Source organism: Pseudarthrobacter sp. NPDC080039, from assembly GCF_040702335.1.
GTDB classification, from domain to species: Bacteria; Actinomycetota; Actinomycetes; order Actinomycetales; family Micrococcaceae; genus Arthrobacter; species Arthrobacter enclensis_A.
In genome coordinates this window covers 1-24,518 of sequence record NZ_JBFBKY010000036.1, presented here as the reverse complement: position 1 = coordinate 24,518, position 24,518 = coordinate 1, and the positions used below count along the sequence as shown (strand labels likewise).

At 62.4% G+C, this 24,518-nt stretch carries 23 protein-coding genes; 12 read left to right on the top strand and 11 right to left on the bottom strand.

Translation table 11 applies throughout. The features are described 5' to 3' along the window. Nucleotides 1-277 precede the first annotated feature (277 nt). Together AB0313_RS20620 and AB0313_RS20615 are read right to left on the bottom strand one after the other, a co-directional pair. A complete protein-coding gene (locus AB0313_RS20620; protein WP_366308053.1) occupies nucleotides 278-1,021 on the bottom strand; it encodes a GAF and ANTAR domain-containing protein in 744 nt (247 codons plus the stop codon). A gap of 227 nt (nucleotides 1,022-1,248) precedes the next feature. Then, on the bottom strand, nucleotides 1,249-2,196 hold the full coding sequence (locus AB0313_RS20615; RefSeq protein WP_366308051.1) for a hypothetical protein: 948 nt from the start codon (nucleotides 2,194-2,196) through the stop codon (nucleotides 1,249-1,251). Nucleotides 2,197-2,710: 514 nt separating this feature from the next. Here AB0313_RS20615 and AB0313_RS20610 point away from each other — a divergent pair. Further along, nucleotides 2,711-4,060 carry a ParB/RepB/Spo0J family partition protein gene (locus AB0313_RS20610; protein WP_366308049.1) on the top strand — a complete coding sequence of 450 codons (1,350 nt, stop codon included), beginning with the start codon at nucleotides 2,711-2,713 and terminating at the stop codon, nucleotides 4,058-4,060. 323 nt (nucleotides 4,061-4,383) lie between these two features. Here the strand turns inward: AB0313_RS20610 and AB0313_RS20605 are convergent, their stop codons facing one another. Then, nucleotides 4,384-4,707, bottom strand: a complete 324-nt coding sequence (locus AB0313_RS20605; RefSeq protein WP_366308047.1) for a hypothetical protein — start codon at nucleotides 4,705-4,707, stop codon at nucleotides 4,384-4,386. Between the two features lie 10 nt (nucleotides 4,708-4,717). Next, nucleotides 4,718-4,978: a hypothetical protein gene (locus tag AB0313_RS20600; protein ID WP_366308045.1), complete on the bottom strand. Its 261-nt coding sequence runs from the start codon at nucleotides 4,976-4,978 to the stop codon at nucleotides 4,718-4,720. Nucleotides 4,979-5,400: 422 nt separating this feature from the next. Between AB0313_RS20600 and mobC the strand changes: the two genes are divergently transcribed. The 4 genes from mobC (at nucleotide 5,401) to AB0313_RS20580 (ending at nucleotide 8,941) form a co-directional block, all read left to right on the top strand. Further along, nucleotides 5,401-5,793, top strand: a complete 393-nt coding sequence (gene mobC, locus AB0313_RS20595) for a plasmid mobilization relaxosome protein MobC (RefSeq protein WP_366308043.1) — start codon at nucleotides 5,401-5,403, stop codon at nucleotides 5,791-5,793. After that, complete coding sequence (locus tag AB0313_RS20590) at nucleotides 5,793-7,352, top strand: relaxase/mobilization nuclease domain-containing protein (RefSeq protein ID WP_366308041.1); 1,560 nt, start codon at nucleotides 5,793-5,795, stop codon at nucleotides 7,350-7,352. Before mobC ends, AB0313_RS20590 begins: the two co-directional genes overlap by 1 nt. Nucleotides 7,353-7,370: 18 nt before the next feature. Next, entirely contained in the window at nucleotides 7,371-8,153 is a 783-nt protein-coding gene (locus tag AB0313_RS20585; protein ID WP_366308039.1) for a hypothetical protein, read from the top strand. Between the two features lie 290 nt (nucleotides 8,154-8,443). After that, nucleotides 8,444-8,941 (top strand): Hpt domain-containing protein, encoded by a 498-nt coding sequence (locus tag AB0313_RS20580; RefSeq protein ID WP_366308037.1) that lies wholly within the window; start codon nucleotides 8,444-8,446, stop codon nucleotides 8,939-8,941. Nucleotide 8,942: 1 nt separating this feature from the next. Here AB0313_RS20580 and AB0313_RS20575 read toward each other — a convergent pair whose 3' ends face one another. Together AB0313_RS20575 and AB0313_RS20570 are read right to left on the bottom strand one after the other, a co-directional pair. Continuing rightward, complete coding sequence (locus AB0313_RS20575) at nucleotides 8,943-9,752, bottom strand: hypothetical protein (protein ID WP_366308035.1); 810 nt, start codon at nucleotides 9,750-9,752, stop codon at nucleotides 8,943-8,945. After that, nucleotides 9,749-10,129 (bottom strand): hypothetical protein, encoded by a 381-nt coding sequence (locus AB0313_RS20570; RefSeq protein ID WP_366307247.1) that lies wholly within the window; start codon nucleotides 10,127-10,129, stop codon nucleotides 9,749-9,751. The genes AB0313_RS20575 and AB0313_RS20570 overlap by 4 nt, the downstream gene beginning before the upstream one ends. Before the next feature lie 325 nt (nucleotides 10,130-10,454). Between AB0313_RS20570 and AB0313_RS20565 the strand changes: the two genes are divergently transcribed. Next, nucleotides 10,455-10,796 carry a DUF1508 domain-containing protein gene (locus AB0313_RS20565; RefSeq protein ID WP_366308033.1) on the top strand — a complete coding sequence of 114 codons (342 nt, stop codon included), beginning with the start codon at nucleotides 10,455-10,457 and terminating at the stop codon, nucleotides 10,794-10,796. A gap of 502 nt (nucleotides 10,797-11,298) precedes the next feature. Here AB0313_RS20565 and AB0313_RS20560 read toward each other — a convergent pair. The 4 genes from AB0313_RS20560 to AB0313_RS20545 all read right to left on the bottom strand — a co-directional run bounded on the left by AB0313_RS20560 (nucleotide 11,299) and on the right by AB0313_RS20545 (nucleotide 17,473). Further along, a complete protein-coding gene (locus AB0313_RS20560; RefSeq protein ID WP_366308031.1) occupies nucleotides 11,299-12,690 on the bottom strand; it encodes a hypothetical protein in 1,392 nt (463 codons plus the stop codon). Nucleotides 12,691-13,516: 826 nt separating this feature from the next. Next, a complete protein-coding gene (locus tag AB0313_RS20555; RefSeq protein ID WP_366308029.1) occupies nucleotides 13,517-14,383 on the bottom strand; it encodes a shikimate dehydrogenase in 867 nt (288 codons plus the stop codon). A 106-nt stretch (nucleotides 14,384-14,489) separates the two neighbouring features. Next, nucleotides 14,490-16,106 (bottom strand): FAD-dependent oxidoreductase, encoded by a 1,617-nt coding sequence (locus AB0313_RS20550; protein ID WP_366308027.1) that lies wholly within the window; start codon nucleotides 16,104-16,106, stop codon nucleotides 14,490-14,492. Next, nucleotides 16,103-17,473 carry an MFS transporter gene (locus AB0313_RS20545; RefSeq protein WP_366308025.1) on the bottom strand — a complete coding sequence of 457 codons (1,371 nt, stop codon included), beginning with the start codon at nucleotides 17,471-17,473 and terminating at the stop codon, nucleotides 16,103-16,105. The genes AB0313_RS20550 and AB0313_RS20545 overlap by 4 nt, the downstream gene beginning before the upstream one ends. A 104-nt stretch (nucleotides 17,474-17,577) precedes the next feature. Here AB0313_RS20545 and AB0313_RS20540 point away from each other — a divergent pair, with 104 nt between their 5' ends. Then, a complete protein-coding gene (locus AB0313_RS20540; protein WP_366308055.1) occupies nucleotides 17,578-18,447 on the top strand; it encodes an IclR family transcriptional regulator in 870 nt (289 codons plus the stop codon). Nucleotides 18,448-18,470: 23 nt separating this feature from the next. Here the strand turns inward: AB0313_RS20540 and AB0313_RS20535 are convergent, their stop codons facing one another. Beyond that, complete coding sequence (locus tag AB0313_RS20535; RefSeq protein WP_366308023.1) at nucleotides 18,471-19,412, bottom strand: LysR family transcriptional regulator; 942 nt, start codon at nucleotides 19,410-19,412, stop codon at nucleotides 18,471-18,473. 137 nt (nucleotides 19,413-19,549) lie between these two features. Between AB0313_RS20535 and AB0313_RS20530 the strand changes: the two genes are divergently transcribed. The 5 genes from AB0313_RS20530 to AB0313_RS20510 all read left to right on the top strand — a co-directional run bounded on the left by AB0313_RS20530 (nucleotide 19,550) and on the right by AB0313_RS20510 (nucleotide 23,691). Then, the gene (locus tag AB0313_RS20530) at nucleotides 19,550-20,401 is read left to right on the top strand and encodes a sugar phosphate isomerase/epimerase family protein (protein ID WP_366308021.1); all 852 of its coding nucleotides are present in this window, start codon (nucleotides 19,550-19,552) and stop codon (nucleotides 20,399-20,401) included. A 24-nt stretch (nucleotides 20,402-20,425) separates the two neighbouring features. After that, entirely contained in the window at nucleotides 20,426-21,196 is a 771-nt protein-coding gene (locus AB0313_RS20525) for an SDR family oxidoreductase (protein ID WP_366308019.1), read from the top strand. A 39-nt stretch (nucleotides 21,197-21,235) separates the two neighbouring features. After that, nucleotides 21,236-22,540, top strand: coding sequence for an MFS transporter (locus AB0313_RS20520; protein ID WP_366308017.1), 1,305 nt, complete (start codon nucleotides 21,236-21,238; stop codon nucleotides 22,538-22,540). 103 nt (nucleotides 22,541-22,643) lie between these two features. Further along, nucleotides 22,644-22,943 (top strand): antibiotic biosynthesis monooxygenase, encoded by a 300-nt coding sequence (locus AB0313_RS20515; protein ID WP_366308015.1) that lies wholly within the window; start codon nucleotides 22,644-22,646, stop codon nucleotides 22,941-22,943. Nucleotides 22,944-23,010: 67 nt separating this feature from the next. After that, nucleotides 23,011-23,691 (top strand): shikimate kinase, encoded by a 681-nt coding sequence (locus AB0313_RS20510; protein WP_366308013.1) that lies wholly within the window; start codon nucleotides 23,011-23,013, stop codon nucleotides 23,689-23,691. Nucleotides 23,692-24,518: the final 827 nt, after the last annotated feature.

Here is a 24,518-nt window from a genome sequence, read left to right as displayed (position 1 = left end):
GTGTCTGCGTGCCATGATTCGTGAATTTCCTCCTGTGCCCATTCTCGGACACGAAACTCACACAAACACTGGACTCCTTACCGGGGACCCAACCAGCTCGGCCGGGGGGAGTGTGTTCGCCGGTGCTCACAGGGGAAGGGCGTCCGCTGGCGCGGCCAGCTGTTGGGTCCAGGGGGTGCTGTTGCAGGGCATCGGTACCCCTGGCGCTGCTTCTGCGTCTTCGACGTCGATGCTTCTATGGGTGTCACATCGCGTTTGGCTCATGGGTGTGGCTGGTTCAGCTGTCGAAGTGCGTCAGCACTTTCGGGTCGTCGGAGATGGAGGCGACGATCGCTGCTGCCACGTCGCGCAGCTTGGTGTTGCGGGAGTTGGAGGCGATTTTGAGGATCTTCAGGGCTGTTTCCTGGCTGCAGCGGTTTTGGGCCATGATCGCCCCGACGGCGATATCGATGGTGGTGCGGGATTCCATCGCTGTGGTGAGGTTTTTCCGGTCATCGGTCAGCTGCGCGACCCGTACGGCCAGGCGCAAGGCCTTGGAAGCCTGGGCGGCGTAGGCTTCGGCGCCTTCGATGTCCTCGCCGCTGTATGCATTTGTGCGGGTGGAGTACAGGTTGAGCGACGCGTTGGCTTTGCCTTCGAGCGGGAGCGGAACGGCCAGGATGGAGCCGATTCCTTCGGCCCAGGCAGCGGCGGTGTAGCGGGGCCAGCGCACCTCTTCGCTGAGGTTGGGGACGTGGACGGTTGCCTGTTCCCGAAGCGCTGTCAGGCAGGGCCCTTCCCCGAGGCTGTACTGGAGCTCGTCCAAGGCGTGCACGTCAGGGTCGCTGGTGGCCACTGTCGTTGGCTTTTTCCGCCGCATCAGCGTCACACCGCACAGCAATTCGTTGTGGATGGAAAGAGTGAAGGCTGAAAAAGTGGCGAGTTCGTTGAGCAGTTCGGCCACGTCCGCACATTCGAGAACCAGGTCCTGGAGATGTTCGCTGACGCTGGATCCAGGGTTGGGGGTGGGGTCCTGGGCCATGGCGGCCTCGCTTCTGATGATGCCCTAACGATGACCTTGAGGGGAGGCATCATGTACGACCGCGGCCCGCCTGATCGACGGACTCTAAGCCTACGCCCGTCCGTGGTGTAAAGACCGGCCCCATGCCCCCTTGCGCTCTTTGGCCGGAGAAACCAGAGAGCCGGCCCCTGGCAGGCCGATGCTGTTCTTGTGGCGGAATTGTTGAACTGCCCTTGCACCGACCTGCCTCAGCGGTACCAGCCGCGACGGGTGGGGACTTCAATTCGCGGGATTTCATGAGGTTTCAGCGGCCTTTGGGGAACCGGGCGAATCGCATACGCGGTGATGCGCTCCTCCTCGTGCTCCCTCTCGATCATTTCCGCGGCGCGTTCGTCCGTCCTGCGGAGGAGGTCCACGGCCTCGGCCAGGAGGATATCGAGGCGCTTAACTTCGGCTTCTGCAGCCAGGAGCCGTTCATGCGCTGTCACCGCCCGGTACCCGCACCACTGACGGAGGATCTCGTGAACGGGTTTCTGCCAACGAAGATAGTGATCGTATTCATACTCGGGTGAAGTGGTTGTCTCTTCCCGGGTCTCCCAGTTTTTGGTTGTCCCGCCACGCTTGGATTTTTCCCGAGCCACTGCTTCCTCAGCCATGACCAGGTCCAGGACCGGGCCAGGGTTCCTGCGGCAGGCCCGCTCCGCGACAGAGATCGCCGCCCGCGGCGATAGGAAGACCTCGCCGTCGTGAACCAGCCAGGAGAATTCGGTTTGGAAGCCGGAAACCGCCTGGCCGGTAAGCGTTTCGAGTGCTTGGTGATCGTGGACCGTCAGTACGTCGTCGCTTGATACGGCGGAGAGTTCAGCGACCTCTGACGGTATGACCAGCTCGAGTGCCGCCCACAGAGCCGACGACTCATGCTCGTCAATCGATTCGGCCCTGAGCCGCCTCCACGCCTCCATGGAGGCGTCGTACCGGTCAACGTTTTGCCACGACACCTTGAGCCGCGAACGAGGGACATTCTCTTCCCTGCCCGGTGGTTGGCCCTCCAGGTGACGGATGTCGACCCGGATCTTTCGACCCTTCCGGTGCACTGTGACGATGTGTACCTTCTCCGAGGGCGCATCCTCACGCAGCCGGTAGGCCCACTCTTCCCCTGGTAGAGGATCACGGGAACCTTCAGTGCCTGGTGCCATAGCCGCTCATTATCCGTCCACTCGCCATCCGTTGTCTCCAGCGCCATCCGTGACCATGGGACACCTGCGATCATGACGCCCCTGCGGCCCAAGGCCTGGGCAACGAGGTTCGCCAGGGCTCACACGCAGCGGGCGTCCGCTCCGCAGGCTCCGCGGCCGGCTGTTGGGGCCTGGGGTGCCGTCGCAGGGCTCCGGACCCCCTGGCCCTGTCTTGTCTGCGACGCCTTTTTTGGCTGCTGTCCTGACGGATTGTACGTGCCCGCTCCGGCCCGTCCAGCCCCTCCTTCGTCGGGGCCTGCGGGGCGGGAATCTTCGACGGCGCTCCTGCGTCGCTGATTTCCTTACGAAGAATGTCCGCCCCTTGCCCTATGGGTGGACGGGCGCTCCGTCGGGCACAGCTCCGCAAGCTCCGCCAGCAGCCAAAACAACGCGGGGGAGGGGAAGGGGAGCTGGCCGGTCACCACAGGGCCGCCCCACCCACCCCCACTTCTCGGACAAGAAGGACAGATATTTTATGAGCGCAACACCTGTACTGGAGATGCTCGACCCGGCCACGCTGACGGTCGATGTCAACGTCCGTAAGGACGCCGCCCTCACCGCGGATTTCGTCGCCAGCATCAAGGAACACGGCGTGATGGAACCGGTCATCGCCCACCGCAAGGACGACGGTACCGTGCATGTGCTGATGGGTCAGCGCCGCACCCGAGCCGCCGTCGAAGCAGGGCGTCCGGTGATCCCGGTGATGATCATCGAGTCCCCCGAGGAAGCGGAGCGGATCGTGACGCAGGTGGTGGAGAACATCCAGCGCGCCGAACTGACCGAAGCGGACGAGGCCGACGCGTACCATCAGCTGTCCCTGATCGGGGTGTCGGCGGCAGGGATCGCGAAGAAGACAGGCCGCACCCGGACCGCCGTGGAAAGCGCATTGAAGGCCAAATCCTCCGACGCGGGAGCAGCCGCCCTGGGCAAAGGATGGACCCTCGAGGCGGCACTGATCATGGCCGAGTTTGAAGGTGACGTATCAGCGTCTGAGGAGCTCGAGTCGGTCATGATGGACGAACCCGATCAGCTCCTGCACGTCGCCCAGCTCCTGCGCGATAAGCGTGAGAGCGCCGCCGCTCTCGCCGCCCTGCAGGAGGAACTTGAAGCCCAGGGCAAGACCATCGTGGAGGACGCCGGGCATTACGCCGACGACGAGAACCTTTACGTCACCGCCGCGAAAAGGGAGGACGGGGAACCTGCAACTGAGGAGGACGCCAACGCCGTCCTGATAACCACGGATTACCGCGGCCAGCACCGCACGCATTCCGTGATCGCGGCGTGGAAGGACACGGTCTTCGTCCCAAAGTACGAACGCTACGACGGCGTGCACCAAAAGCAGGAGGGTCCCATGAGCGAGGAACAGAAGGCCGAGCGTAAAACGCTGATCGAGCGCAATAAAGCGATGTTGTCCGCTCAGGTGGTACGCCGTGATTTTGTGACCGGCCTGTTGGCGAAGAAGCAGGCACCGAAGGGCTGGCAGTACTTCACCGTCCACGCGATCACTCACCACCCGGAGACGGCCAGCGGATACGACGGGGAGGTGGCTGCAGGGATGGTCGGGGCCAAGGTGGTCGAGGAGAAGACCTGGGCGTGGAACCCGCTCCGCACTCACGTGGCGAAGTCCACGGCCCGGCCGGAGTTTTCCCTGATCGCCCTGATCTGTGCCGGGTACGAGAAGACGATCGCCAAGGACTCATGGCGGTCCCCGAGCCAAGCCCACAGGGACTACTTGAACCAGCTGGTGACGTGGGGATACACCGCAAGTGAGGTCGAAAAAATCATCCTCGACAGCGGTACCCCAACCGCGGACGAAGAAGCCTAAGGTCCCGTGCCGGGCGGCCGCGAACGCCGCCCGGCAAGACCCCCAGCCCACTCATCATCCGAGGGCCAGGAACCTTCCAAAAGTCGCGCGGTCCGCCGCCCGTGTGCGCACCATGACAGCCACTCACCAGCGGCGGACCGCCGTTCGCGCGACGGGCGACCCGCACCATCCTGCCGCGCAGCAGCTGCAGCGGCTGGTAGTGTTGTGACCAGATTTCCTTTGTCCGAGGAGAACAAAAAGGCCGGCTAAAGCCGGCCCTTTTTGTGTCTGCACCATGCCTTGCCAAGCCGCGGGGATGCCGGCCGGTTGGGCGCATGCGGGCGTCAGTTCAGAGAAGCCGCATGCTGCTCATCCGGCTGCCGGGCTTCACCCTGAACGGTGGAGGTGTCAGCGGCCTTGGTCTGGGCTTTGCGGCGCCGTCCGGCTGCGGCCGGTTCGAGACCGAGCTTCTTGAGTTCCTCGGGGCTCCACCCGTCCCGGGTGGCCTGAACGTACGCGCGCTTGTCGTCACGCTCTGCTGATGCGAGCTGGTCCCTAAGATCAGTGATGCGCTGCCGTGTCCGTACCAGATTGGTCACTGACTCTATCCGTGAGTCCAGGAGTGCGCGGGCCTGGTTTCGTGTCTGTTCAATGTCGAGATTCGCCATGGGATCCAGCCTAACGATCGTCCCGACGCCGGGTCCGCCGGACGCGCCCATCCCGGCATGAGGTCTGCCGTGTGGCCGGAGGATCTTCTGCCAGAAGGCCGGCGTTGTTGGGGTCGTTGAACCAGTCCCGCAGATAGTCGTCAGCGTAGCTGACGGTCCGCGCGGTGAACTGGAAGTATTCGGGGCCGATACCTTGCTGCCGCCACTGCCGCAGCTGCGTCGATGAGACTCCGTATTGCTTGGCCACTTCGATAGGTGAGATGAGAGCCAAAACTGTACCTTTCGCTATCCCTATGCCGCGTTCCTTTCGGCACGCTTGCCGAAACTTGGCCGGTGAAGGAATTGGCCAGTCGGAGCGGCCGGACCGTGGAATACCGGAGCGGAGCGAGGATATGCCGCGAAAGCCGGCCGCGGAGACTTGCCAAGGAAGGACCGGGCAGTAGCCTCACCCAGCCGAAACGGAACGACGCAGTCGTTGTGAACAAGTCAGACGCGCAGCGTCCAGCAGGGCAGTACCCAGCAACCACCGAAAAAGGCCAAAACAGGCGCAAGTGATTTTTCGGAGCAAGCTAGGTGGTTATGTGCCATAACCTTCGTGTCGATCCACGGCCTGCGGGCGTTGATCGGCGACACTGAGGTGTCGGCCCGGAGATTCCGGGGCGCTGCGCTGGGCATGTGGGGGAGGGGCAAGGGATGAGCGAAGAGCCGAAGGCTCCCAGCCGGTTCGCCCGCCGGCGCCGCGCGAACATTGACGGTGCTACCCAGTACGTGCGCGTGTCGATGTCGGAGTTCGAACGGGCGCAGCTGAAGATCCTGGAGGAACGGACCGGGCGGAGCCCGTCGGAGATCCTGGTCAGTGCTGCCCTTTACGCGGAGAACTCTGAGTCGCTGGCTGAACGCCGGGCGATGGCGGGGGAGTTCATGGCCGCACGCCGCTACCTTGCAGCCCTGTCGAACAACGTTAACCAGCTTGCCCGGCACGCTAATGCCACGGATGATTTCCCGGATGCTGCCCGCACCGTGTTGACCCGTGTCCGGGCTGTCGCGGATCGGATCAATTCGATGCTTGATTCGATGGTGCGCTGATGATTCCCAACATCACCAAGGGCACCCGCATGCACGGGCTCATCGCCTATCTTGCCGGTCCCGGGAGGGCGAACGAGCACACCGACCCGCACCTGGTTGCGGGTTCACCGTCGATCATGGCCTGGCACAACGATGACGAACTGAACGCCGACGCCGCCGGGGCCATTGCCAAGGAACTGGACCGCGCCCACAGCGTCCTCGGTGTCGAGATTCCCGGCGGACACGTCTGGCACTGCTCCCTGTCGCTGCGTGCCGGAGAAGGCGACCTCAGTGACGAGAAATGGGCGTCTATCGCGCAGGACTTCATGGACGAGATGGGGTTCACCGAAGCCAGCGGCCGGGCGCCGGCGCAATGGGTCGCGATCCGTCACGGCCACAGCAAGGCCGGGAACGACCACATCCATATTGCCGCGTCCATGGTCCGCGAGGACGGCACCAAGTGGAGCAGCTGGCGGGACTTCCCGCGCGCCCAACAAGTAGCCCGTGAGCTGGAGAAAAAGTACGGCCTGGAAGAACTCTCACCCACGCATTCCACCCTCGGCCTGCGCCCCGGTGAACGCGAAGCCTCCGAACGGCGCGGCGCTCCCGAACCGGAACGCCGATCCCTGGAACGCAAGGTCCGTGCCTGCGCGACCGCGGCCCAGGATGAGGCAGAATTCGTCCGCCGTCTTCGCCGTACCGGTGCTTTGGTTCGGCCCCGGTACGCGTCCGGACGCGACGATGTCGTGGTCGGCTACAGTGTGGCCGAACGTCCCCCAAAGGGTGGGCGGCCGGTCTGGTTCGGTGGCGGCCACCTCGCCAAAGACCTCGCGCTGCCCAAGCTCCGCAGCGAATGGCAGGACACCCCGCAAGGGGCGACCGAAGCCGTCGCCGAATGGCAGGCAGCAGCCCGCGGACGGCGTCCTGTCATGATCGGCCGTGAAGCCCACGAACCGGACCCGCAACTGTGGGAGCACTACAGCGACGAAGTGGCACGGCTCCGCGAAAACCTGCGCTCGGTTCCGCTGGATGACCACGCCACCTGGGCGCATGTAGCCCGCGAAACATCGGGCGCGTTTGCTGCCTGGTCCACAGCCAGCGAGCCAACGCCCGGGCCCCTTGCGGCCGCAGCCGATGAACTGGCCAAGACGGCGCAACTCCGCCGCTACCCGGTCCGCCCCATCCGCAGCGACGGACCATCCGCCCGTGGAGCCTCGCTGATGCTCATGGCGGCCACGATGGGCGGCGCCGGAACCGCCGCCCAGGCGATCATGCTGCGGCAGCTGCTCAACGTCGCCAAGGCCGTCCACGACATGCACAAGGCCTCCAACGATCTTCGCAGGGCACGCCAGATCAGCCACATGGTGAGGCACCAATTGAGTCAGGTCGTCGCCGCGCTGCCCAGCACTCCCGCGCCCACACCGGCGCTGGATAGTGAAGCGGCCGAAGCAGTACGCACGAGCACTGCCGGCCAGACCCAAGGACGCCCCGCCGGTTCGGTGCTGCCACCGAAATACGAGCAGGCACGTACCCACGCAACGACCCCGGCCGGGAGCACCCGCCCGGACCTTGAAAGATGACCACCAGGAGGGGGAACCATGAGTGAATCTGACGGCATCGAGGAAGCCATCGAGGGAATGACTCGGGTCGGGCTGACCGTCGCTGGACGGCGCGGTGAGCAGCTGGCCAGGACACGCGAACAAGAGCTGCGGCGCGCCCAGGCGGCCGAGGAACAACAGGCCCGGGAACTGCAGGCCCGGTACGATGCCGAACGGGCTGCTGCCCGCGCGCAGCTCGACCCGGTCATGGACAACCGATGGTGGGACACAGCCGGCGGCCGTGACGTCGAGCGGGTGCACGAGACTGCCACTGCATGGAAGGACCACGACCCGGCAGCGCGCGACGCGGCCGACGTGATTCGCGACCAGGTCCAGCGCCGCTACGGCTTGGACGTGGACAACGTCGGAGTTGATGCGTCTTTGATTGCTGCAGCCTTGGCGAAGGTCGAACAGAACCGCGAGCAGGCGGAACAGGAACGCCGGGCCGGCCGTGAAGAGACCACCCAGGCCGCAGCGCTCCTGGCCGAGGCCGACAGGGAAGACCGAGACCGTGAACACGACGTCACGGAAGAGAATCAACGCCCTAAGACACTGCGGGAAGAGGCCGTGACCACGTACGATTCAGCCGAACGTCGCCAGGAGCTTGCGGCCAGCTTGGAAGGTGTCGCCGACCGCGAAGCCGTGCAGGCGCGGCTGAGCGCTGACCAGGACCAGGCAACCCCGGCCAGCGCGGCCGTTAGTAAAGGATCAACGCCTGCAAAGGCCCGCAAAACACGCGGGGCCAACAGACAGAAACTCCTTCAGAAGGGCATGAGCCGCTAGGCCCTTTAGGCCGCCACTCAGGAAATGCCCCCATGGGTGGGGCAGCAACCTGGTTTGGGGTGGGTGCCGGCCATGCAGGATGCCCGGGGCGATCGTGAAGCCGCTCATCGACGCGGCCCCACACGGCCGCGTTCGATCTTGAGGGAATCTTGATTGGCGGCAAGCACGCGCTTGATCCTTGTCAGGAAGAGTGTCACGCATGAAGGTCATGCAGAGCGCGTCTGACCTTCACCGGCGTTCGGGTTCCGTTGGCGGGCGCTCTTAATTTTTCTAGGATGCGCTTGAGAACCATGGGCAACGTACTTCGTGCAGAACAACCCGCAGCTGCGGAGGCGCTGGCACCAGCGGGGGCTGAAGCTGCTCCTTCAGTGTCTTCATTGTCGGAGGTTTATTGGCATAGCCATGTTCTCGACCTGCAAAGCCTGTGGGACATTGCCGAGGACACTGGGAGCCCTGCCCTGGCTGTCCAATTTCTCAGCGACTTTTTGAGTTTGTTGCAGGGGCGACTGTCGCGGCTCCTCGCCGTCCTGGCAGCTGAGGATCCCGCGGCATCAATGGATGCCGTCCTTAGCTTGCAGAGGGCATCGGCCATGGCCGGGGCAACGGAAATTGCCGGGCGCTGCGCGAGCATCCTGACGCTTGTCGCGACCCGTCATTTCGCCTGTGCGCGGGTACAGGCAGCGGCCCTGCAACGCGATGTCGACGTACTGACTGCTGCCTCTCCGATGCTGCTGGAACAGGCCCAGGCCCGACTCGGCGGCGAGCCCGCTGCCGGGGCTTTGGCCTGATTCAGGAGCGTGCTCCCAGGATGGGCAGGTCATAGAGCGCCGCCACGCGGCTGAATTCGGGATCGGGCCCAACATTCTTGGAGGTCAGCTGCAGCAGGTCATTGCGGCCCGGAGAGAGGCCCTCGTCTGCCCTGCGGTCCCAGTACGCCCAGCACCGGCCTGACAGGGTTTTTGAGGGGTAGTTGACGCCTAAGGGTTCTGAGCCGTCGTCCAAGGTCGAGCCGCGGATGGTGTGGGCGAGGAGAGTGGTCAACGCACGGTCTTCGCCGCTGAGGGACCCGGAGGTAAGGAGCTGGAGCCGCTCTGTCATTCCGGCTGTCGTGGGCGTCAATCGTTCAAGAGCGCGGAGCGTGTCAGGGTCGTCTATTTGTACCCACCATCCTTGCCGTGGAAGACGGATTTCATAGATCGAACGGTCCATCTGCCAGTCCACTGAAATGGCCCACGGTACATCGACGCCGTTGGCCCGGGCCTGAGCGCGGACGCTGGTGATGTAGTCCTCCACGGTCCAGCCGATGGACTCCGCAGCCTTTGCCACAGCGGCCCGCTGCTGCCGGAAGCCGAGCAGGACCTCGGCGTAGGCGCACTGACGCGAATCGGCAAGGTAGACCGTTGAGCCTATGCTGTCGTACCTGCCGCGGGGGTCACTGGCGGCACCGGACCCGATGGGCATCGGGCCAACGAGGGAATTTTTCCTCACGGACAGCGCGCCGTAGCGGTCCTTCGCGACCCGGAAGGCCGTCTCGCCCGCCGCCGGAATAAGGCGCAGCCCTGTCGAGGCGCACCTTCGCCCCTTGACCGCTGCTATCATGCGGCGAAGGTGTCATTCACGAATGCTTCGGCTGCTCCCAAAACCTCCCGGGACCGCAGGTGCTGGATGTAGAGGACGGGAAGTTCCTCGTCCAGCCGCGGGTTTGCACCCATGAGCCAGGCAAGGGCGACATGCTTTCCTTCGGCCAGTTCCAGGGTCTTCCACACCCGATGGCCCAGCCGCAGCCGTGATTCGACCTCCGGCCGCGGTTCCGGCCCGTCCGGTTTCGCCCACCGGAACGGAGACGTCCTGTCCTTGACGCCGGCCATCGTCTGGACGACGGTCGTTCCCAGATTCTCATTCAACTCGCGCACAAGGTCGTGAATGTTCATCCTGGTGGTACCCAAGTGGATGTCATGCCTGGTTGTTGCTTCCATGCATCCATAGTGGCACCCCTGCCAACTCAAAAGCAACACAAATGCAATAGGAAAGTAGTTGCAAGCGTTGAGGTGGTATCAGGGCGGTGCTTGGAGAAGCTGCGGGGGAGTAGGCCGGGAGTGAGACCGAGAGTGGGGGATCACTTCACCCTGAACCCGGGTTGAAGCCTTGCGCCGGCGCCTGTCCCTGCGGAACACTCGAGGAGCATGCTGAATTTCACGGAAATTTGGATGGCGGGAACCAAGGCAAACGGAGGCAATGACGCCTCCTGCCTGGCTGGCGGCACGGATGCGGCCTCAAGATCCCGCAGACGAAAGGATCGCAATGGCAGGAATGTTCGAACTATTTATGGACGCCGAATCTGCGTATAGGTTCCGGCTGACAGCACCCGACGGAACCGTCATGGCCGTGTCCAAGCCCTTCAACACCAAGAGCGATGCTGTTGCCGGCATCGCCGCCGTGCGCGAGTACGCCGGCATGGGACTGATCAGCGACCAGTGCACAACCTCCCCAACCAACGCGCGGTCGGCGGCCCGGAGCGATTCCGGTGACAAACCTGACGATGCGCCGCGGCTGCCACATATCGACTTCCATGGACGCGCCAGGGCGGTCCGCCGGGCCGTCTCCGGTCCACGCTGGGCCGGAGCGATCCACAACCTTTCGTGAGCAACAGGGAGGACCATCTTTGGCATCTTCCGGCCCCAGCTTTACATAACGTTGCCTCCAAGAAAGGCGGTTTCCTAGAGAGTTCCCAGCGTCGCGTGCACATAATGGACCGAAGCTCCGGTCAACCGCTATTTGATCGGAGCTTCGCCAGTGATAAGACATCCCCGGACTCAAGTCCGGGCTTTCAGGGGCTTGACGATCCGGGGCTTGCGAGTCGCGGTATGTGGTCGGGTCGCAACGAGCGCAGTGAGGCCCCACCCCCGCGCCGGATATGCCCGGCAATAAGGCAGCGAAGGCCAAGAGTTCCCGGTGTAGGGGCCGACTTGCTCCAAGCGAGCTAAAGGTGGTTTCTCCCGCTGAGCCCGGACGAGAGCCCGGGGTGTTGTCAATTGATTGCGCCCTGGGCTCTTCCTGTCCCAGCGACTGAGGCGTATTATGCACGGATGAACACCAAACTTCGCGACGACGAGGAAGAATAGCCCGCACCCCACGCAGGTCGGGGCTACACGTCTGCCAAGGGCATACGAATAGCTGTGCAGTCGTGTGCTGCCAGCCACCGGTACAGGGGACCGGCTATGGTTGGTCGCGCTTCCAGCATTTTCCGTTGGGCCTGTGAGAAATCAGGTAGCAGATAGCCCTGGGCGTCGAGGTCGTTGAGGATACGTCGGACAGTATCGAGAACTTGCAGCCACCGGGCCTCCACGTTGTCTTTGCCGACGTGCTTGACTTCGTAGTCAAGCAAATGGAGGGCTTGATTCTGAGCCTTCGCGGCCTTCTTCATGTCATCAACTTCCCGTTGGATGCGCTCCTGGTCAGCGAGCAGATCGTGCGAGGTGACTGGGGGCGTGCGCTTTGTAAAGCTGACCCAGTCTTTGAGGACGTCTTCGTCTTCCCGCAGCCAAACATGAAAGGTTCTGCGGTCAGACCCGTCAGCGAGGTCACCGAACGGGCTTTGTTCTGGGCTGGGTCGGCCGTAGTGGCTCCATGCTCTCCGTTTAGGTGGGTTGTCGAGAAGCCACTGGTGCATTGGTTCCCGGTGTTCGGGCTTTGTTTGGTTTCCGTGGATTCCGTATACCTCCATGGCCAGATCTCGTGTGGTCGAGAGCCCATATCCGAGCACAGTAGCGACGAGACTTGCTACGTCACTCACCCAGGAGTCGACCGTTACTGAGTAAAAACCGATGCTGTGGAACCCGGGGTGCGGTGAGTTGATGGTCGGGGCCATGGGGGCACCAATATGGCTGATGGACCAGTTGGTAACGGTCGGGTCTTTGTAGGCCCATCGAGGGCCGCGGGTCGCCGGCATGGCGTAGGCGATGCGAAGGGCGTCCTTCATTGACTCGTCCTGCCAGACCTCGTCGGTGCTTAGTGGGGTTCTGTCATAGCTTGAGTTCCGGCGGATGTCTATTCTGTCCGATACGTGCATGCGGCAATCGGCAGGCCCCTCAACCGCCGGCCATACGCCGACGGCCCACTTTTGTCCGGCTGTGGCTGCACTGACGATGGCGGCCGCACCTTGTGAATATCCGACGGAGGCTGCTCGTGCGAGGGCGTTGTGATATTTGAGTTCAGTCTTTTGAAGTCTGAATGCCATGTCGATGACCTGGTCCGGGTCCGCGGCCGGAGGGACGATGCCCATTTTTTCTGCCAGATAACCCGGGTGAAAGGCTCCATCGCCACGATCTCCCATTCCCAGGGCCTCGACGATGTAGGGAAGTTCGGCCAGGCGGGGCGCTATGCCCTTTCGCCAGTTGTTGACCCGCTCCTCGTTGACGTCGTCGTGGCCGAAGAGCGTGAGTTCTCTGACCAGATCAGCGGAGGAGTATCCCCTCTTCGACATCCAGGTCTTGAGTTCACGGGCGAAGATTCCCCAGGCCTCGTCCCTGACTGCCATGGCAAGCCTCCTCCGGTACAAAACTACGCTGTACTCAGTAATTATGGTTCTTGCAGGCCTATTATCACTGAGCTGTAATTGATTTTGTCACCGCACGGCCAACAAAACTAGGGGGCCGGTCCCAGCTCCTCACGGCGGGAGATGGGCATGCCGAGCATCTCGGCGCTTCTCGCGTCGCCACCATTCCTCAGGGCGACTACACGGAAGAAAGGCCAGTACGTTGAAACCCTTACTGAAGAAATTGGCAGTTAGCATCGCCTTGGTCTGCGGCTTGTTCGCAGCGGTGCCTGCTCCGGCCAATGCCCTCGCGACCGCGTCCGGCGTCTCAGCGCAGATGACCCCGGCTGCCTCAGCTGCGGCGCAGGCGGCCCCCGCTAGCGTGGCGCAGGCGGCTCCCGCTACTCAGGCAGTCAGCGCTTCCTCCGTCGTCCGCCCGAGCGGAGTCCGCCTCGCTAACAACACCTGGGCCAAAAAGACCGCGGCTTTTGCCGGTTGCATATTCTCGGTCGGCATCCCCATCGGGGCGGCTATTGGCATCGCCTGGAACCCTCAAGTTTGGGCGTGGGTGATAGGTCAAGCCCGTTGGCCTGTCACGGTGGGTGGCACAGCTTCAGCGTGGCTCGGCTACGCCAAGTGGGCCTGCGGGTACGCATTGTTCTAAGTCCCGGGTCAAAAGTAGGTGGGAACCGTGGAACGGTCCCCACCTACTTTTGCGTTCGCTGTCGCACTGCAGGCAAGCCCTCGCCGTGAACCGCAGGGTCCAACTCGTAAAAGAAACGTTGCTTTAGGCAACTACTTGACATAATCTTCATTATCGGCTTTTTAGCTATACGACGGCGCCGACCACTTCGCCCGTAGTAGCTGCTTCTTTCAAAGCCCCAAGGACCGTCGGCAGTATCTGGCTCGTCTGGGAAGGTAGTTGCAGGATGGGGACCATAGCCAGAGCCTGTGCACAAAGGTGTGCCCATCCGTCGGCGTACTTCAGCCCTCGTCCCCTTGCGTTACTGATCGTTGCTGTTTCGTGGCCGGCATAGACGAAGTCGTAAATAAACGCGTCCCTAGCCAGGTTGCTGATTCCCCAGACGGGCGGGTCTTCTGCTGCCTTACCGATGGGCGTGGCGTTTACGATGATTGATGCCTGGTGGGCGCGCTCCTGTCCTACCTCCCAAGTGATGACCTGAGATTCTATGCCCAAGGAATGGGCGAGGTCAGCAAGGCTTGATGAAGCTGCTTGGTCGCGGTCGGTGATCGTAACGAGTTTTGCCGTGTGTCGGAGCGCCACGAGGGCCGCGCGGGCTGCGCCGCCCGCACCGAAGAAGAGAGCATGCATCCTGTCCTCGACAGGCAGCAGGTCACGGCAGGCTGTTATATCGGTATTGTGCGCCTGCAGCTTCCCATTCCGATGCACGAGCAGGTTCGCCGCCCCGCTGAGGGTGACCTCCATTGTTGCTTCGTCTGCTGTGCGCGCGGCCCAGCTCTTGTGGGGCATCGTGACGTTTCCCGCAACAACGTCGGGGCCCAGAATCCGCTGGCGGACCTCGTCCATACGTGCGTTGGTGGGTACGTCCAATCCTTCGTAGATCCAGTTGTGCTGCAGCTGCAACTGCTCAAATACCTTATTCCACAGTGGCGGTGACATGGCCTTGGTGGCTTCGGAACCGATGAGAAACATTCGGCGCGGTGAGTCGGGCATGTGCTCTGGCCTTTCGAGTCGGCGGGCCTACGGCCCGGGTCTTCAACACACTTTTGCGGAAGCGTCTTGGCCACCACGTGTGTCCGGGAAAGGGAAAGTGCAGGTCCTAACTGGCCGCGGTTTGGACGTAACCAAACCTGCGCAGTGGCGTCAGGGCTCCGAACTCGGGCCAATGCAGGTCAATATCGAGTCTTGTGGAGAGGACCGATTGGAAATCTTCGAGCTGGAAGTCTTGGTCGCGGGTTTCGCGGGGGGTGGTCTTACTCTGGAGGCAGTAGGCGGCCAAGGCACCCGCAGCTTCTCCTGTTGCCCACTCGACGGGATGGACACGATAGGCCCCGTTTGTTAGGTGAGTGGTTCCCATGGTTTTCCCGGCAGGGATGACGTTGTTCAGCCGTACGGGGATGAGGGCGCCCAGGGGGATCTCGAATGGCCAGGAATCCAAGTCGAGAGTGTTCCGTCCCGAGCTGGATGGATGCAGGTCCATGCGGTATGCACCGATTCCAACTGAATCGCGGAATCGCTCGGCACCTGCCTTGCCTGGCCGCGCTGCTACGCCGATGTGTTCTTCAACAACAGTGAAGTCTGCCTGGATTCTGCGGCCTTCCCGGATGTAGGGCATTTTCGCGAGGCCGTCCGGTGTTCCTGTTGCTTCTCCGTGTGGCCGGAGTTCGGGGTAGCCGGTCCCTCCGTCGTGCCGGGGAGCTTCGGTCTGCATCCAATACAGGAATGAACGGGTGAACTCTTTGGCTTCTTGCAGGGCTTTAGCTGTGTCGTTTGTGTTCCCGCCGAGCAGTGGGATTTCCCAGTAGTCCATCATGGGCCAGGCGGCAATGGTGGTGTCGGATTCCCAGCCGCCTTCCATTTGTTCGGCAGCCAGCACCCGTCGTGCGTGCCAGAGGTCGTAAAACAAGCCTGAGCTGTCGGGCTCATTGAGCATCAGTGGCCGGTATCGGCTTTCATGAGTGACGTAATCGGAGACCTGCCATCCGAGCATTGGGCCGGGCCAGAAGTGAGGCTGGTAGGTGCGCCAGCGGTCGTACTGTGCCGGCCTGGGGATGACGTTATCGGTGTGAGGGGATAACCTCAGGGCCATGGCCCAGGTGATGGCCTGCTGGTCCCTGGGGTCCGCTGGCCCCTGCAGCGCGTGCAGTTCGCCGGTTTGTGCCTGGCTTTCCGCGCCGATGACATGCTCGACCTCGGCCACTTCAAGGAGGTCGCCCAGATCGGTGGCGTCCAGAAAGTAGTCACCGACGATCTCCTGCTCTACACCCTCGCTGTTGCGAATGGTGACGGAGCGAACCCTGTCTCCTTGAACGTCGGCTCCGGCCGCTTTCCATCCGCGAAGGATTTCAATGAGTCCGCGGCTTCGCCAGGGTGCGAGGATCTGCTCGAGCACCATTTCTGCGACAAAGGGTTCGTGGGCAAGTGGGCCGATATTTCCCAGGCCCGGGTTCAAAGCTTCCTTGTTCCGCGCGGCTGCAATGAGCGGGTAGTTCGAGCGGTAGAAGTCCCTCACGCGCTTGCGGAAGCTGCGGTAACTGGCTGTGGAGCCCGTCATTTCGATCCAGGGGTGCTCATCCGGAGGGATGGCCTGGCTAGATATTTGGCCCCCAATCCAATCGCATTCCGAAATGATGAGGCAGGGAACGCCCAATCGGGCCGCGGCCAGTGCGGCAGCTACGCCGCCCAAACCTCCTCCGACGATGACAACTCGTTTCATTTGTTCTGGTCCTGGGTCTGGATTGTGTGGCTGGAAGTTTCTGCGGGGGCCTCTTCCAGGAGGCCGGACTCGTTGGGGCGGGTTTCGGGTCCGATGTACACGCAGAGGAAGGCGATGGCAAGGAAGACGAGCAGGAAGACGCTGACGGACCAGTATGAAGCCGTTGCGGCCAGCAGGGCCGTAGCGATCAGGGGGGTGACGCCGGCGATCGGGTCCGACGCGGTCCTTGCCAAGGTGACGGCGCTGTTGCGGACTTTGGCGTCGAACAGTTCAGCCAGGTAGGCCCCGGAGGTGGAGAGGATCACCTTCACGCCCAGGCCGTAGGCAAGCACGAGGGCGATGACGACGAGCGGGAACTCCCGTGTCTCCAGCATCCAGAAGAAGGGGAAGGCAAAGAGTGCGAGGAAAGCCAATCCGCTGAGGTAGACAGGGCGTCGCCCGAACCGGTCACATAGGACGCCGGCCAGCGGAATCACGGCAAGGCCGACAAAGTTCGCCGCCATGACGCCTGTCAGGCCGACATAGGCGGGCAGCTTGAGGAATTCGGTGCAGTATGTGATGGCGAAGACGTTGTACAGCTGGCCGCCAACTGCGTCGGCTGAGCGTGCCCCCGCGGCGAGAAACAGGTTGCGCCGCTGGGTTTTCCAGAGGTGCTTGATTGGCGCCTTGACGATCTTGTTTTCTGCCGTGAGTTCGGCGAATTCCGGTGATTCGGGCACCCGCAGCCGCATGTACAGGCCCACGCCTACCAATGACAGACCCAGAATGAACGGCACGCGCCAGCCCCAGGACTGGAAGGCTTCCTGTGGCAACAGTGACAGCAGCGCAAATATGCCTGTCCCGAGCAAGATTCCCAGGGAGACGCCCAGGGCGGGGAGGCTCGCGAGAAGTCCGCGGCGGCGGTTGGACGAAAATTCGGCAACCATTGTGATGGCGCTGCCATACTCGGCGCCGGCGCCGATGCTCTGCAGCAGGCGGAGCAGGACGAGCAGAATGGGAGCGCCGATGCCGATCTGGGCGTAGGTCGGGAGCAGCCCGACACCACCTGTGGCCAGGCCCATCACAATCAGGCTGATGATCATGACGCGTTTGCGCCCGTACCGGTCGCCGAACCTGCTCAGAACCACTCCCCCGACAGGCTTGAGGAAGAACCCGATTCCATAGGTTGCGAAAGCGGCGAGCGTAGCAGCGGTTGGATTTATTGCGGGGAAAAACAGCTTCCCCAGAACGAGCGTTGCTGCAGTGCCATAGATGTAGAAGTCATACCACTCGAGGACGGTGCCTACGACACTGGCAGTTACCGCTTTGCGCACATCGGCGGGCTGGGCCGGGGTGCCGCGGCTGGTCATTGGCGCGGATTGAGTCATCTGCTTGCTTTCTGTCTTTGCTGTCCAGATGGGCCCCTCGGAAAACGGCCCCGCTCCACTGTGTGGAATGAGTTTCATCTGGTGGTGGACCTAGTGTGACCCCGATGACACTCCTTCGTCAACAGAGAATGGCGCGAGGACGATTGACAGGAGCGTGCACCAGCCGAAAACATGGAGGAATGCCACCCAGTGAAGTTCCTTCTGCTGAGCGGAGCGCTGTTATTGAGCGCGCCGCTTCTGTCCTTTTCTCGTTCGGTGCGGGAAAACCCCAGCTCAGCCTGGGCGAAATAGCAGCTCTGGCATCATTGCCCTCCAGTACAGTCCGCCGGCTCCTCGTTCAGCTCGCCGAGGCCGGCCTGGTCCGGCAGAATCCGGCGACCCACTTGTACTCATTGAGCCTTCGGCTGGTCCAGCTGGGCGCGGTTGCGCTGGAAGCGGTGGATATCGTCCGGGAGGCAGAGCCCGTGCTGCGTGGGCTTGCGGCGTCTGTGGGAGAAGCGGCACTGTTGGGGCAGCTGTCGCCCCATGGCGTGGTCTACCTCGCCGTGCACCAGCCGCAGGCTGGGGTGCGGGTATCAACCCGCGCCGGGGATATACGCCCGGCGAACGCAAGCTCGGTTGGCAAGGCCTTGCTGGCTGCAATGAATGGGGCCGAATTGCAGCAGTGGCTGCAGGCCAATAATCTGGCCGCGACCACGCCAAACGCCGTGGTCACCGCAGAATCCCTTATGGCTGATTTGGTCGGCGTCCGCGAACGGGGATACGCGATCAACAACCGCGAATCCAGCCTGGACTACGTCTCGGTGGCCGCGTCAGTGCATGATCATAAGGGCGATGCCCCAGCGGCTGTCGCCATCTCCGCCCCGGCCTACCGCATCTCAGCGGACGACATTCCCCGTCTAGGTGGTGCCGTCATTCAAGCCGCCAGAGATCTCAGTATCCTCTTGGGCGGCTCCGTCCCGAAAACGGCCTAGACTGCTTCTCCTCTCGGCAGCGGTTACAGCCGGTCCCTTGTATCGGCTCCAGCCGTCTCTGGCGACCCCATTTGGGGTACCCCGGGGTGATTCGCTGCCGCGTAGGCAACAACGGTTTGTGCCGCCGCCCTCACGGCGGCTCTTGTTTGCTGTTGAGATACCAGCCAAATCGTCATTTCCAGAGGGAGGCCATGAATCGGCCGCCACTGCCACCCCGGCAGCTGGCGCTGAGCCGTAAGTTGGCTAATCAGAGCAGCGTCGGCGTCCGTGGCCTCCGCGCTGGCCCTGGCGTGTTCGACGAACTGCGCAAACTGCCATTTCGGCTGCACGCCGGCTTCAAGGGCACTGCGAAGAATTCCTTCTTGCTGTGTCGGCACCTGCTCCCGAGAGTGAATCAACACCCGCATCCCGTCCAGGGATGACACCGTCAGATTGTCCTCATTCTGCAGTTCCGAACCTGGTCTTATGGCCAACCCGAAGGGTTCCTGATGCAGCTTCCACGAAGAGTATTCATTGGGCGGCTGCTGGTGCACGATGGCCAGATCCTGGCGACCCTCCCGCAGCATCCGCAGCTGGAACGAGCTATTGGCTTCAATCAAGGTTGGTGCACAAGCCGGAGCTCCGTCCTTCAATTCACGCACAAGCCCCAACAGCCATTCGGCCGACGTTCCCGGCGGCACCCCCAGGGAAACCACTTCCCTGGCGGGAAGGCCCTCTGCAAGAACTTCTGCTGTTGCCGCCTCCAGCGCCACGATCCGCCGCGCATGGTCACGCAATGCGTCACCAGCCGGCGTAAGGGACACTCCCCTGGCGTTCCGTACTACCAGTTCATGTCCGAGCTGGCGCTCCAGGAGCTGCAACTGCCTGCTCAGCGACGGTTGCGAGACGAGAAGCCGGTCAGCGGCCCGATTGATGGAACCCTCCTCGGCAATAGCCAAGAAGTAGTGCAGCTGACGAAGTTCCATAAAACCTCCACCTATACATTCCAAGCATAACGGGGCTGCCCGACGGGCCTTAGACAGGAAGTGTGGCCCAAGCCTCTAATTGATGTGAAGAGAACCACCCCCGCCGGAAGCTGGCACACCCTGATCCAAGGAGAATCATGAAACTGGGTATCTACTCCGCCTGTCTTCCTGAACTGTCGCCCGACGAGGCCATCGAGGCTGCGACAAGCTCGGGCTATGCAGGAATCGAATGGCGGGTTTCATCTCAAGTGGGCGGGGCGGGTGCGCCGGACTTCCTCGCCAACAACCGCTGCACCGTCCGGCCCGAGGAGGCTGACATTGCCCGGGTATGTGCTGCGACGCGTGCAGCAGGGCTGGAGGTCATCTCCCTGGCCCCCTACATCGACTCGGGCGACCTGGACGAGGTCGACCGGCTCATGGTGATCGCCCAGCGTCATGGTGTTCCCGCGGTTCGTTTGCGTGCTCCTTGGATGGGTCCGCAAGGGTTTCATAAGCTTTTTGATGAAGCAAGCAACTTCTTCAGCCACGTTGCGGTCCTAGGGCAGCACTATGACGTCCAGGCCCAGCTCGAAATCCACCAGCGATCCATCTGCCCCAGCGCGTCACTGGCACAACAGCTTGTGGGCCATCTCTCCCACACTTCTGTCGGCGTCATCTATGACGTGGGAAACCTTGTCGTGGAGGGTTACGAAGACCACGCCATGGCACTGCAGATCCTTGGACAGCATCTGAGTCACGTTCATCTGAAGAATGCGGCCTACTTTCCCGACCCGGAGGGTGGTCCCTGGAAGCACCGGTGGACACCCATCGATGAAGGAATCGTCGACGTCGACAGGGTACTAAGTCTGCTTGAAGCATCCGGCTACAGCGGCTGGATCTCTGTGGAAGATTTCAGCACCTCACGGTCAGACATGGACAAGCTCGCCTTCAACGCAGCCTACCTCCGCGGCAAGCCTGCCTTCTCAAGCTCCACTCCCCAGCCCGCCTGACCCTGTAGATCCGTAGAAGGAACGATGACCCCCCACCACCCCTCCCCCGTCGCACTTGTTACCGGGGGTGCCGGCGCACTCGGATCGGCGATAGCGCGGCGGTTCGCCCAGAACGGCGATACTGTGCTGATCCTGGACGCAAATGTTGATGCTGCTGCCGAACAAGCCGGTGTCATTGCCGGTGCAACCGGCGCGACCGTAGAAGCCGTCACCGTTGACCTCACGGACGACGACGCTGTCCGGAAAGCCGTGGACCGGATCGCTGATCGCTTCGGCCGTCTGGACCGCCTGATCAACAACGCCGCCTACAACCCCAAAACCGGGTTGGAAGAGACAGTCCCGGAACAATGGGATCTTTCCATGGCCGTCAACCTCAGGGCCCCAATGATCCTGTGCCAGGCTGCACTGCCGATCTGGCGCAGCAATGGGAGCGCACGCATCGTAAACATCACGTCCCGTACCTGGCTGGCTGGAGGGCCCACAGCGTACGTGACCTCAAAGGCCGGCGTCGTCGGGCTCACGCGCACCCTGGCGGTTGAGCTCGGACCCCTTGGCGTCACCGTGAACGCCGTGGCACCCAGCATGGTGGCAACACCTTTCACCCGCGGTGAACGAAGCGAGGAAGAATTCGCAGCGTTCACCGATCGGCACACGAAGATGTCGGTGCTTGGCCGTTTGGCCGTCGCAGAAGACATCGTCAACGCCGTGGAATTCCTGGCCAGCGATAGGGCCTCGTTCATCACCGGAGAAGTCCTGCACGTCTGCGGCGGCGCCCAACTCGCCGCCGCACCCTAACCCCACACACCCGAAACCGATCACATCAGCGAGGATGCGATGACAACCACCCAAGCCAGCACCACTCCCTCGGCAACCCCCGGACAGATCAAAATGGCCCGGCGCGCCGCGCTCGGAAGCTTTCTCGGCAGCGCCGTCGAATATTACGACTTCTTCGTCTACGGCACCGCCGCGGCCCTGCTGTTCAACAAGCTCTTCTTCCCCGGCGCGGACCCGACCGCCGGCATGCTCGCCTCTCTCGCGACCTTCGGTGCGGCCTACATCGCCAGGCCCCTCGGAGCACTGCTCTTTGGCCATCTCGGCGACCAGCTCGGCCGTAAGAACATCCTGCTCGCTACCCTGCTGCTCATGGGGACCTCGACCTTCGCCATCGGCATCCTGCCCACCTACGGCGCCATCGGTTCCTGGGCGCCCGCTTTGCTTGTCTTGTGTCGCCTCCTCCAAGGCATCTCGGCTGGCGGGGAACAGGTCGGTGCGAGCCTGCTGACCATGGAACATGCCCCTGCCAAGAAGCGGGGACTCTACACCAGTTGGCTCCTTAACGGCGCCGCCATGGGCTCCCTCTTGGCCACCGCCGTCTTCATCCCCATCGGTGCGCTCCCGCACGAGCAGCTCGAAACCTGGGGCTGGCGTCTGCCGTTCCTGCTCAGCTTCGTCATGGTGTTCATAACGTTTATCGTCCGCCACGGTGTCGACGAGTCCCCGGACTTCGTCAAAGCTAAGCAAAGTCGTCGCGTAGCGAAACTTCCGCTCGGCACCGTACTGCGGAAACAACCCCTGGCGTTCCTGTCCGTCTTCGTCTCCGCCTTCACCATCGTCATCTCAACCGTGGTCCTCGTCTTCGGGCTCTCCTACGCTACACAGACACATGGAGTCGACCGGCCCACGATGCTCGCAGCCCTTTCCATCAGCCAAATCGTCGCGCTTTTCTTCCATCCGCTGTTCGGATCACTTGCAGACAAAATTGGCTTCAAAAAGGTCTACGTCACCGGCAGTATCCTCTGTGGTGTTGGGATCTTCGGCTTCCTCGGAGCGATCATCACGGGAAACATTGTCCTCATCGTCATCGCAACTATCGTGCTCAAAGGCGTCCTCTACGCGGCACCAAACGCTTTGTGGCCGTCCTTCTTCGCCCAGATGTTCACCCCCGAAGTCCGTTACACCGGAGTGGCACTCGCAACACAGCTCAGCTTCCTCCTGACCGGCTTCGCACCCACCCTCTGCTACCTACTGCTTGGCGACAACGACAACTGGGTACTGGTAGCCTCCGCCATCGCCGCCACCTGCCTGCTGGCAGCCGCGGCGGCAGCATTGTCCCGCAAAGCCCCCGGCACGCCTGTATAGCGCCCCGCAAAGAACGTCTCGGGGTTGCGCTACGGCCCCGGGGCGTTCGTCACGGTCAACCACGCCTCCACGACCCACCACCCTTCCCCCAAGGAGTGAACAAGTGATCCACGAAATCGCCACCCTCACAATCAAGCCCGGCGCCGAAGCTGACTTTGAAGCAGCGGCAGCCCAAGCCGTTCCGCTTTTTCGAAAATCAACCGGTGCACTCAGCTTCCAACTCGACCGCACCATCGAAACCCCCAACGAATACACCCTCACAGTCGGCTGGGCCACCCTCGAAGACCACACTGTCGGATTCCGTGACTCATCCGAATTCCGGCAATGGCGCGAACTCATCACGCCCTACTTGGCGGCCTCACCCAGCGTCAAGCACCTGCAACACGTCAGCCGGGGCTTCTAGTCCAGGCAGGAACTAAAAGGACAGATACCAAGAACTATCGACGCCGGACAGAAACATGGGCAGCTGTATGGAGCACGAAGCACGCAGAGGAGAAGATGTCGAAAATGCAGTCACGCTGCGAGGTGCTGACAGACCCCAACCTCCCCGGCGGCCGGAAGAAACCGAAAGAGCGGCACCTGCGAAGCCCGTCGTCCTGATTGGGCATACAGGAACAGGTAAGAGTTCCGTGGGACGTGAACTTGCCCGGCTCCTCGGATGGCCGTTCTGGGACAGTGACGAACTGATTTCGGATCACCACGGTGACATTCCTTCACTGTTCCGGGAACACGGTGAAGAAGCATTCCGAAACTACGAAACCGACGTGATCGCCAGCATCATGCAGTTAACGCCGTCGCCCTACGTCTTAGCTGTCGGGGGCGGTGCCGTCCTGCGGGAGCAAAATCGGCACCACCTGACCACACTGACCGTAGTATCTCTGACTGCCGAACCCGCGACGGTACTTCCGCGACTGCTCAAAAATCCCGACCGCCCCCTACTTAAGGGCAACGTGGCCGAACGTTGGATGACCCTTCACGAACAACGGAAGGAAATATATGCCTCACTGGCGGACATCAGTCTCGAAACCGACGTCGGAACCCCAACCTGCCATGCCCAAAAACTTCACGCGCTGCTAGCTGTAAGTGCGGTCACGCTGCGACCAACGCACAACACGCGTGACATAGCCACCAAATGCCGCAACCGACATTAGTAGGTCCAAGTTCGTTGGACTATTTCTACCGTTCGAAGCTGTCCAAGCAGTGTTCCTTTCCCCTCTGACTGTCAGGGTGGTCTCTGAGAAACATGTGGGCCCCATGGTCAGTACAACTGTTCCTTCTGCTAAAGGGCTTCGCTGTCCACCTGCACCGCGGGCCGGTGCAGGTGTGGAGTGGAGGACCGGAACCTCCCAAGTTTGCGAGCATCGGAAGGTTCCGGTGGTTCCACCCAAGGTGGGCGGATTGTGTGCAGCGACAGCTCCGGGGCGATATGCCGGTGCCACACATCAAGGAACGGCGGCTCCAGATCCTCCCGATCACCTTGATCAGCAGCATCGGCGCTGGCCGGCGGTCCAGCGCAGACGCGACCCGCCGCCAGATCCTCGTCTGCCGGCTACCAGGCCCGTGTCCACAACGGCTCCAGGATGACGTGCTCGCGGAATGGAAGACAGCTGGAAGCGACCCTCCATCCGACTACCTGTGACGGCGGCCGCCATGCCTCGGGGGCCGGATCCTACTCATGTCCCACCGGCCGGCCGTCGGGTGTCACCAGGTTTAGTTCCGTATACCTGCCGCCGGGACCGTGCATGCCGTCCGCAAAGACGCACACGACGTAGCCTTCATGCTCGCCGCCCTCGAGAAACCAGCCCGCCTCTCTCCCTTGGCCGCCCTTTCGCGTTACGAAAATCCTCTCAGCGCACCATGTCGCCCTACTGAAACAGTTCCTCTTGGTTGGGCCCCCGTTAGCAGTCCAGTGTCTATGCGATAGCTAATTGGTTTTGCTCGGTCCAGTTGTCCCAGTAGCGTTTCGGCGTCATGCCGT

Coding starts and splice junctions, on each gene's coding strand:
- AB0313_RS20545 (WP_366308025.1), bottom strand. CDS start 17,473: ATGACTCAATCCGCGCCAATGACCAGCCGCGGCACCCCGGCCCAGCCC.
- AB0313_RS20560 (WP_366308031.1), bottom strand. CDS start 12,690: ATGGCAGTCAGGGACGAGGCCTGGGGAATCTTCGCCCGTGAACTCAAG.
- AB0313_RS20565 (WP_366308033.1), top strand. CDS start 10,455: ATGGCAGGAATGTTCGAACTATTTATGGACGCCGAATCTGCGTATAGG.
- AB0313_RS20590 (WP_366308041.1), top strand. CDS start 5,793: ATGATTCCCAACATCACCAAGGGCACCCGCATGCACGGGCTCATCGCC.
- AB0313_RS20585 (WP_366308039.1), top strand. CDS start 7,371: ATGAGTGAATCTGACGGCATCGAGGAAGCCATCGAGGGAATGACTCGG.
- AB0313_RS20540 (WP_366308055.1), top strand. CDS start 17,578: ATGACACTCCTTCGTCAACAGAGAATGGCGCGAGGACGATTGACAGGA.
- AB0313_RS20555 (WP_366308029.1), bottom strand. CDS start 14,383: ATGCCCGACTCACCGCGCCGAATGTTTCTCATCGGTTCCGAAGCCACC.
- AB0313_RS20535 (WP_366308023.1), bottom strand. CDS start 19,412: ATGGAACTTCGTCAGCTGCACTACTTCTTGGCTATTGCCGAGGAGGGT.
- AB0313_RS20525 (WP_366308019.1), top strand. CDS start 20,426: ATGACCCCCCACCACCCCTCCCCCGTCGCACTTGTTACCGGGGGTGCC.
- AB0313_RS20580 (WP_366308037.1), top strand. CDS start 8,444: ATGGGCAACGTACTTCGTGCAGAACAACCCGCAGCTGCGGAGGCGCTG.
- AB0313_RS20550 (WP_366308027.1), bottom strand. CDS start 16,106: ATGAAACGAGTTGTCATCGTCGGAGGAGGTTTGGGCGGCGTAGCTGCC.
- AB0313_RS20575 (WP_366308035.1), bottom strand. CDS start 9,752: ATGATAGCAGCGGTCAAGGGGCGAAGGTGCGCCTCGACAGGGCTGCGC.
- AB0313_RS20605 (WP_366308047.1), bottom strand. CDS start 4,707: ATGGCGAATCTCGACATTGAACAGACACGAAACCAGGCCCGCGCACTC.
- mobC (WP_366308043.1), top strand. CDS start 5,401: ATGAGCGAAGAGCCGAAGGCTCCCAGCCGGTTCGCCCGCCGGCGCCGC.
- AB0313_RS20570 (WP_366307247.1), bottom strand. CDS start 10,129: ATGGAAGCAACAACCAGGCATGACATCCACTTGGGTACCACCAGGATG.
- AB0313_RS20530 (WP_366308021.1), top strand. CDS start 19,550: ATGAAACTGGGTATCTACTCCGCCTGTCTTCCTGAACTGTCGCCCGAC.
- AB0313_RS20615 (WP_366308051.1), bottom strand. CDS start 2,196: ATGGCACCAGGCACTGAAGGTTCCCGTGATCCTCTACCAGGGGAAGAG.
- AB0313_RS20520 (WP_366308017.1), top strand. CDS start 21,236: ATGACAACCACCCAAGCCAGCACCACTCCCTCGGCAACCCCCGGACAG.
- AB0313_RS20610 (WP_366308049.1), top strand. CDS start 2,711: ATGAGCGCAACACCTGTACTGGAGATGCTCGACCCGGCCACGCTGACG.
- AB0313_RS20510 (WP_366308013.1), top strand. CDS start 23,011: ATGGAGCACGAAGCACGCAGAGGAGAAGATGTCGAAAATGCAGTCACG.
- AB0313_RS20620 (WP_366308053.1), bottom strand. CDS start 1,021: ATGGCCCAGGACCCCACCCCCAACCCTGGATCCAGCGTCAGCGAACAT.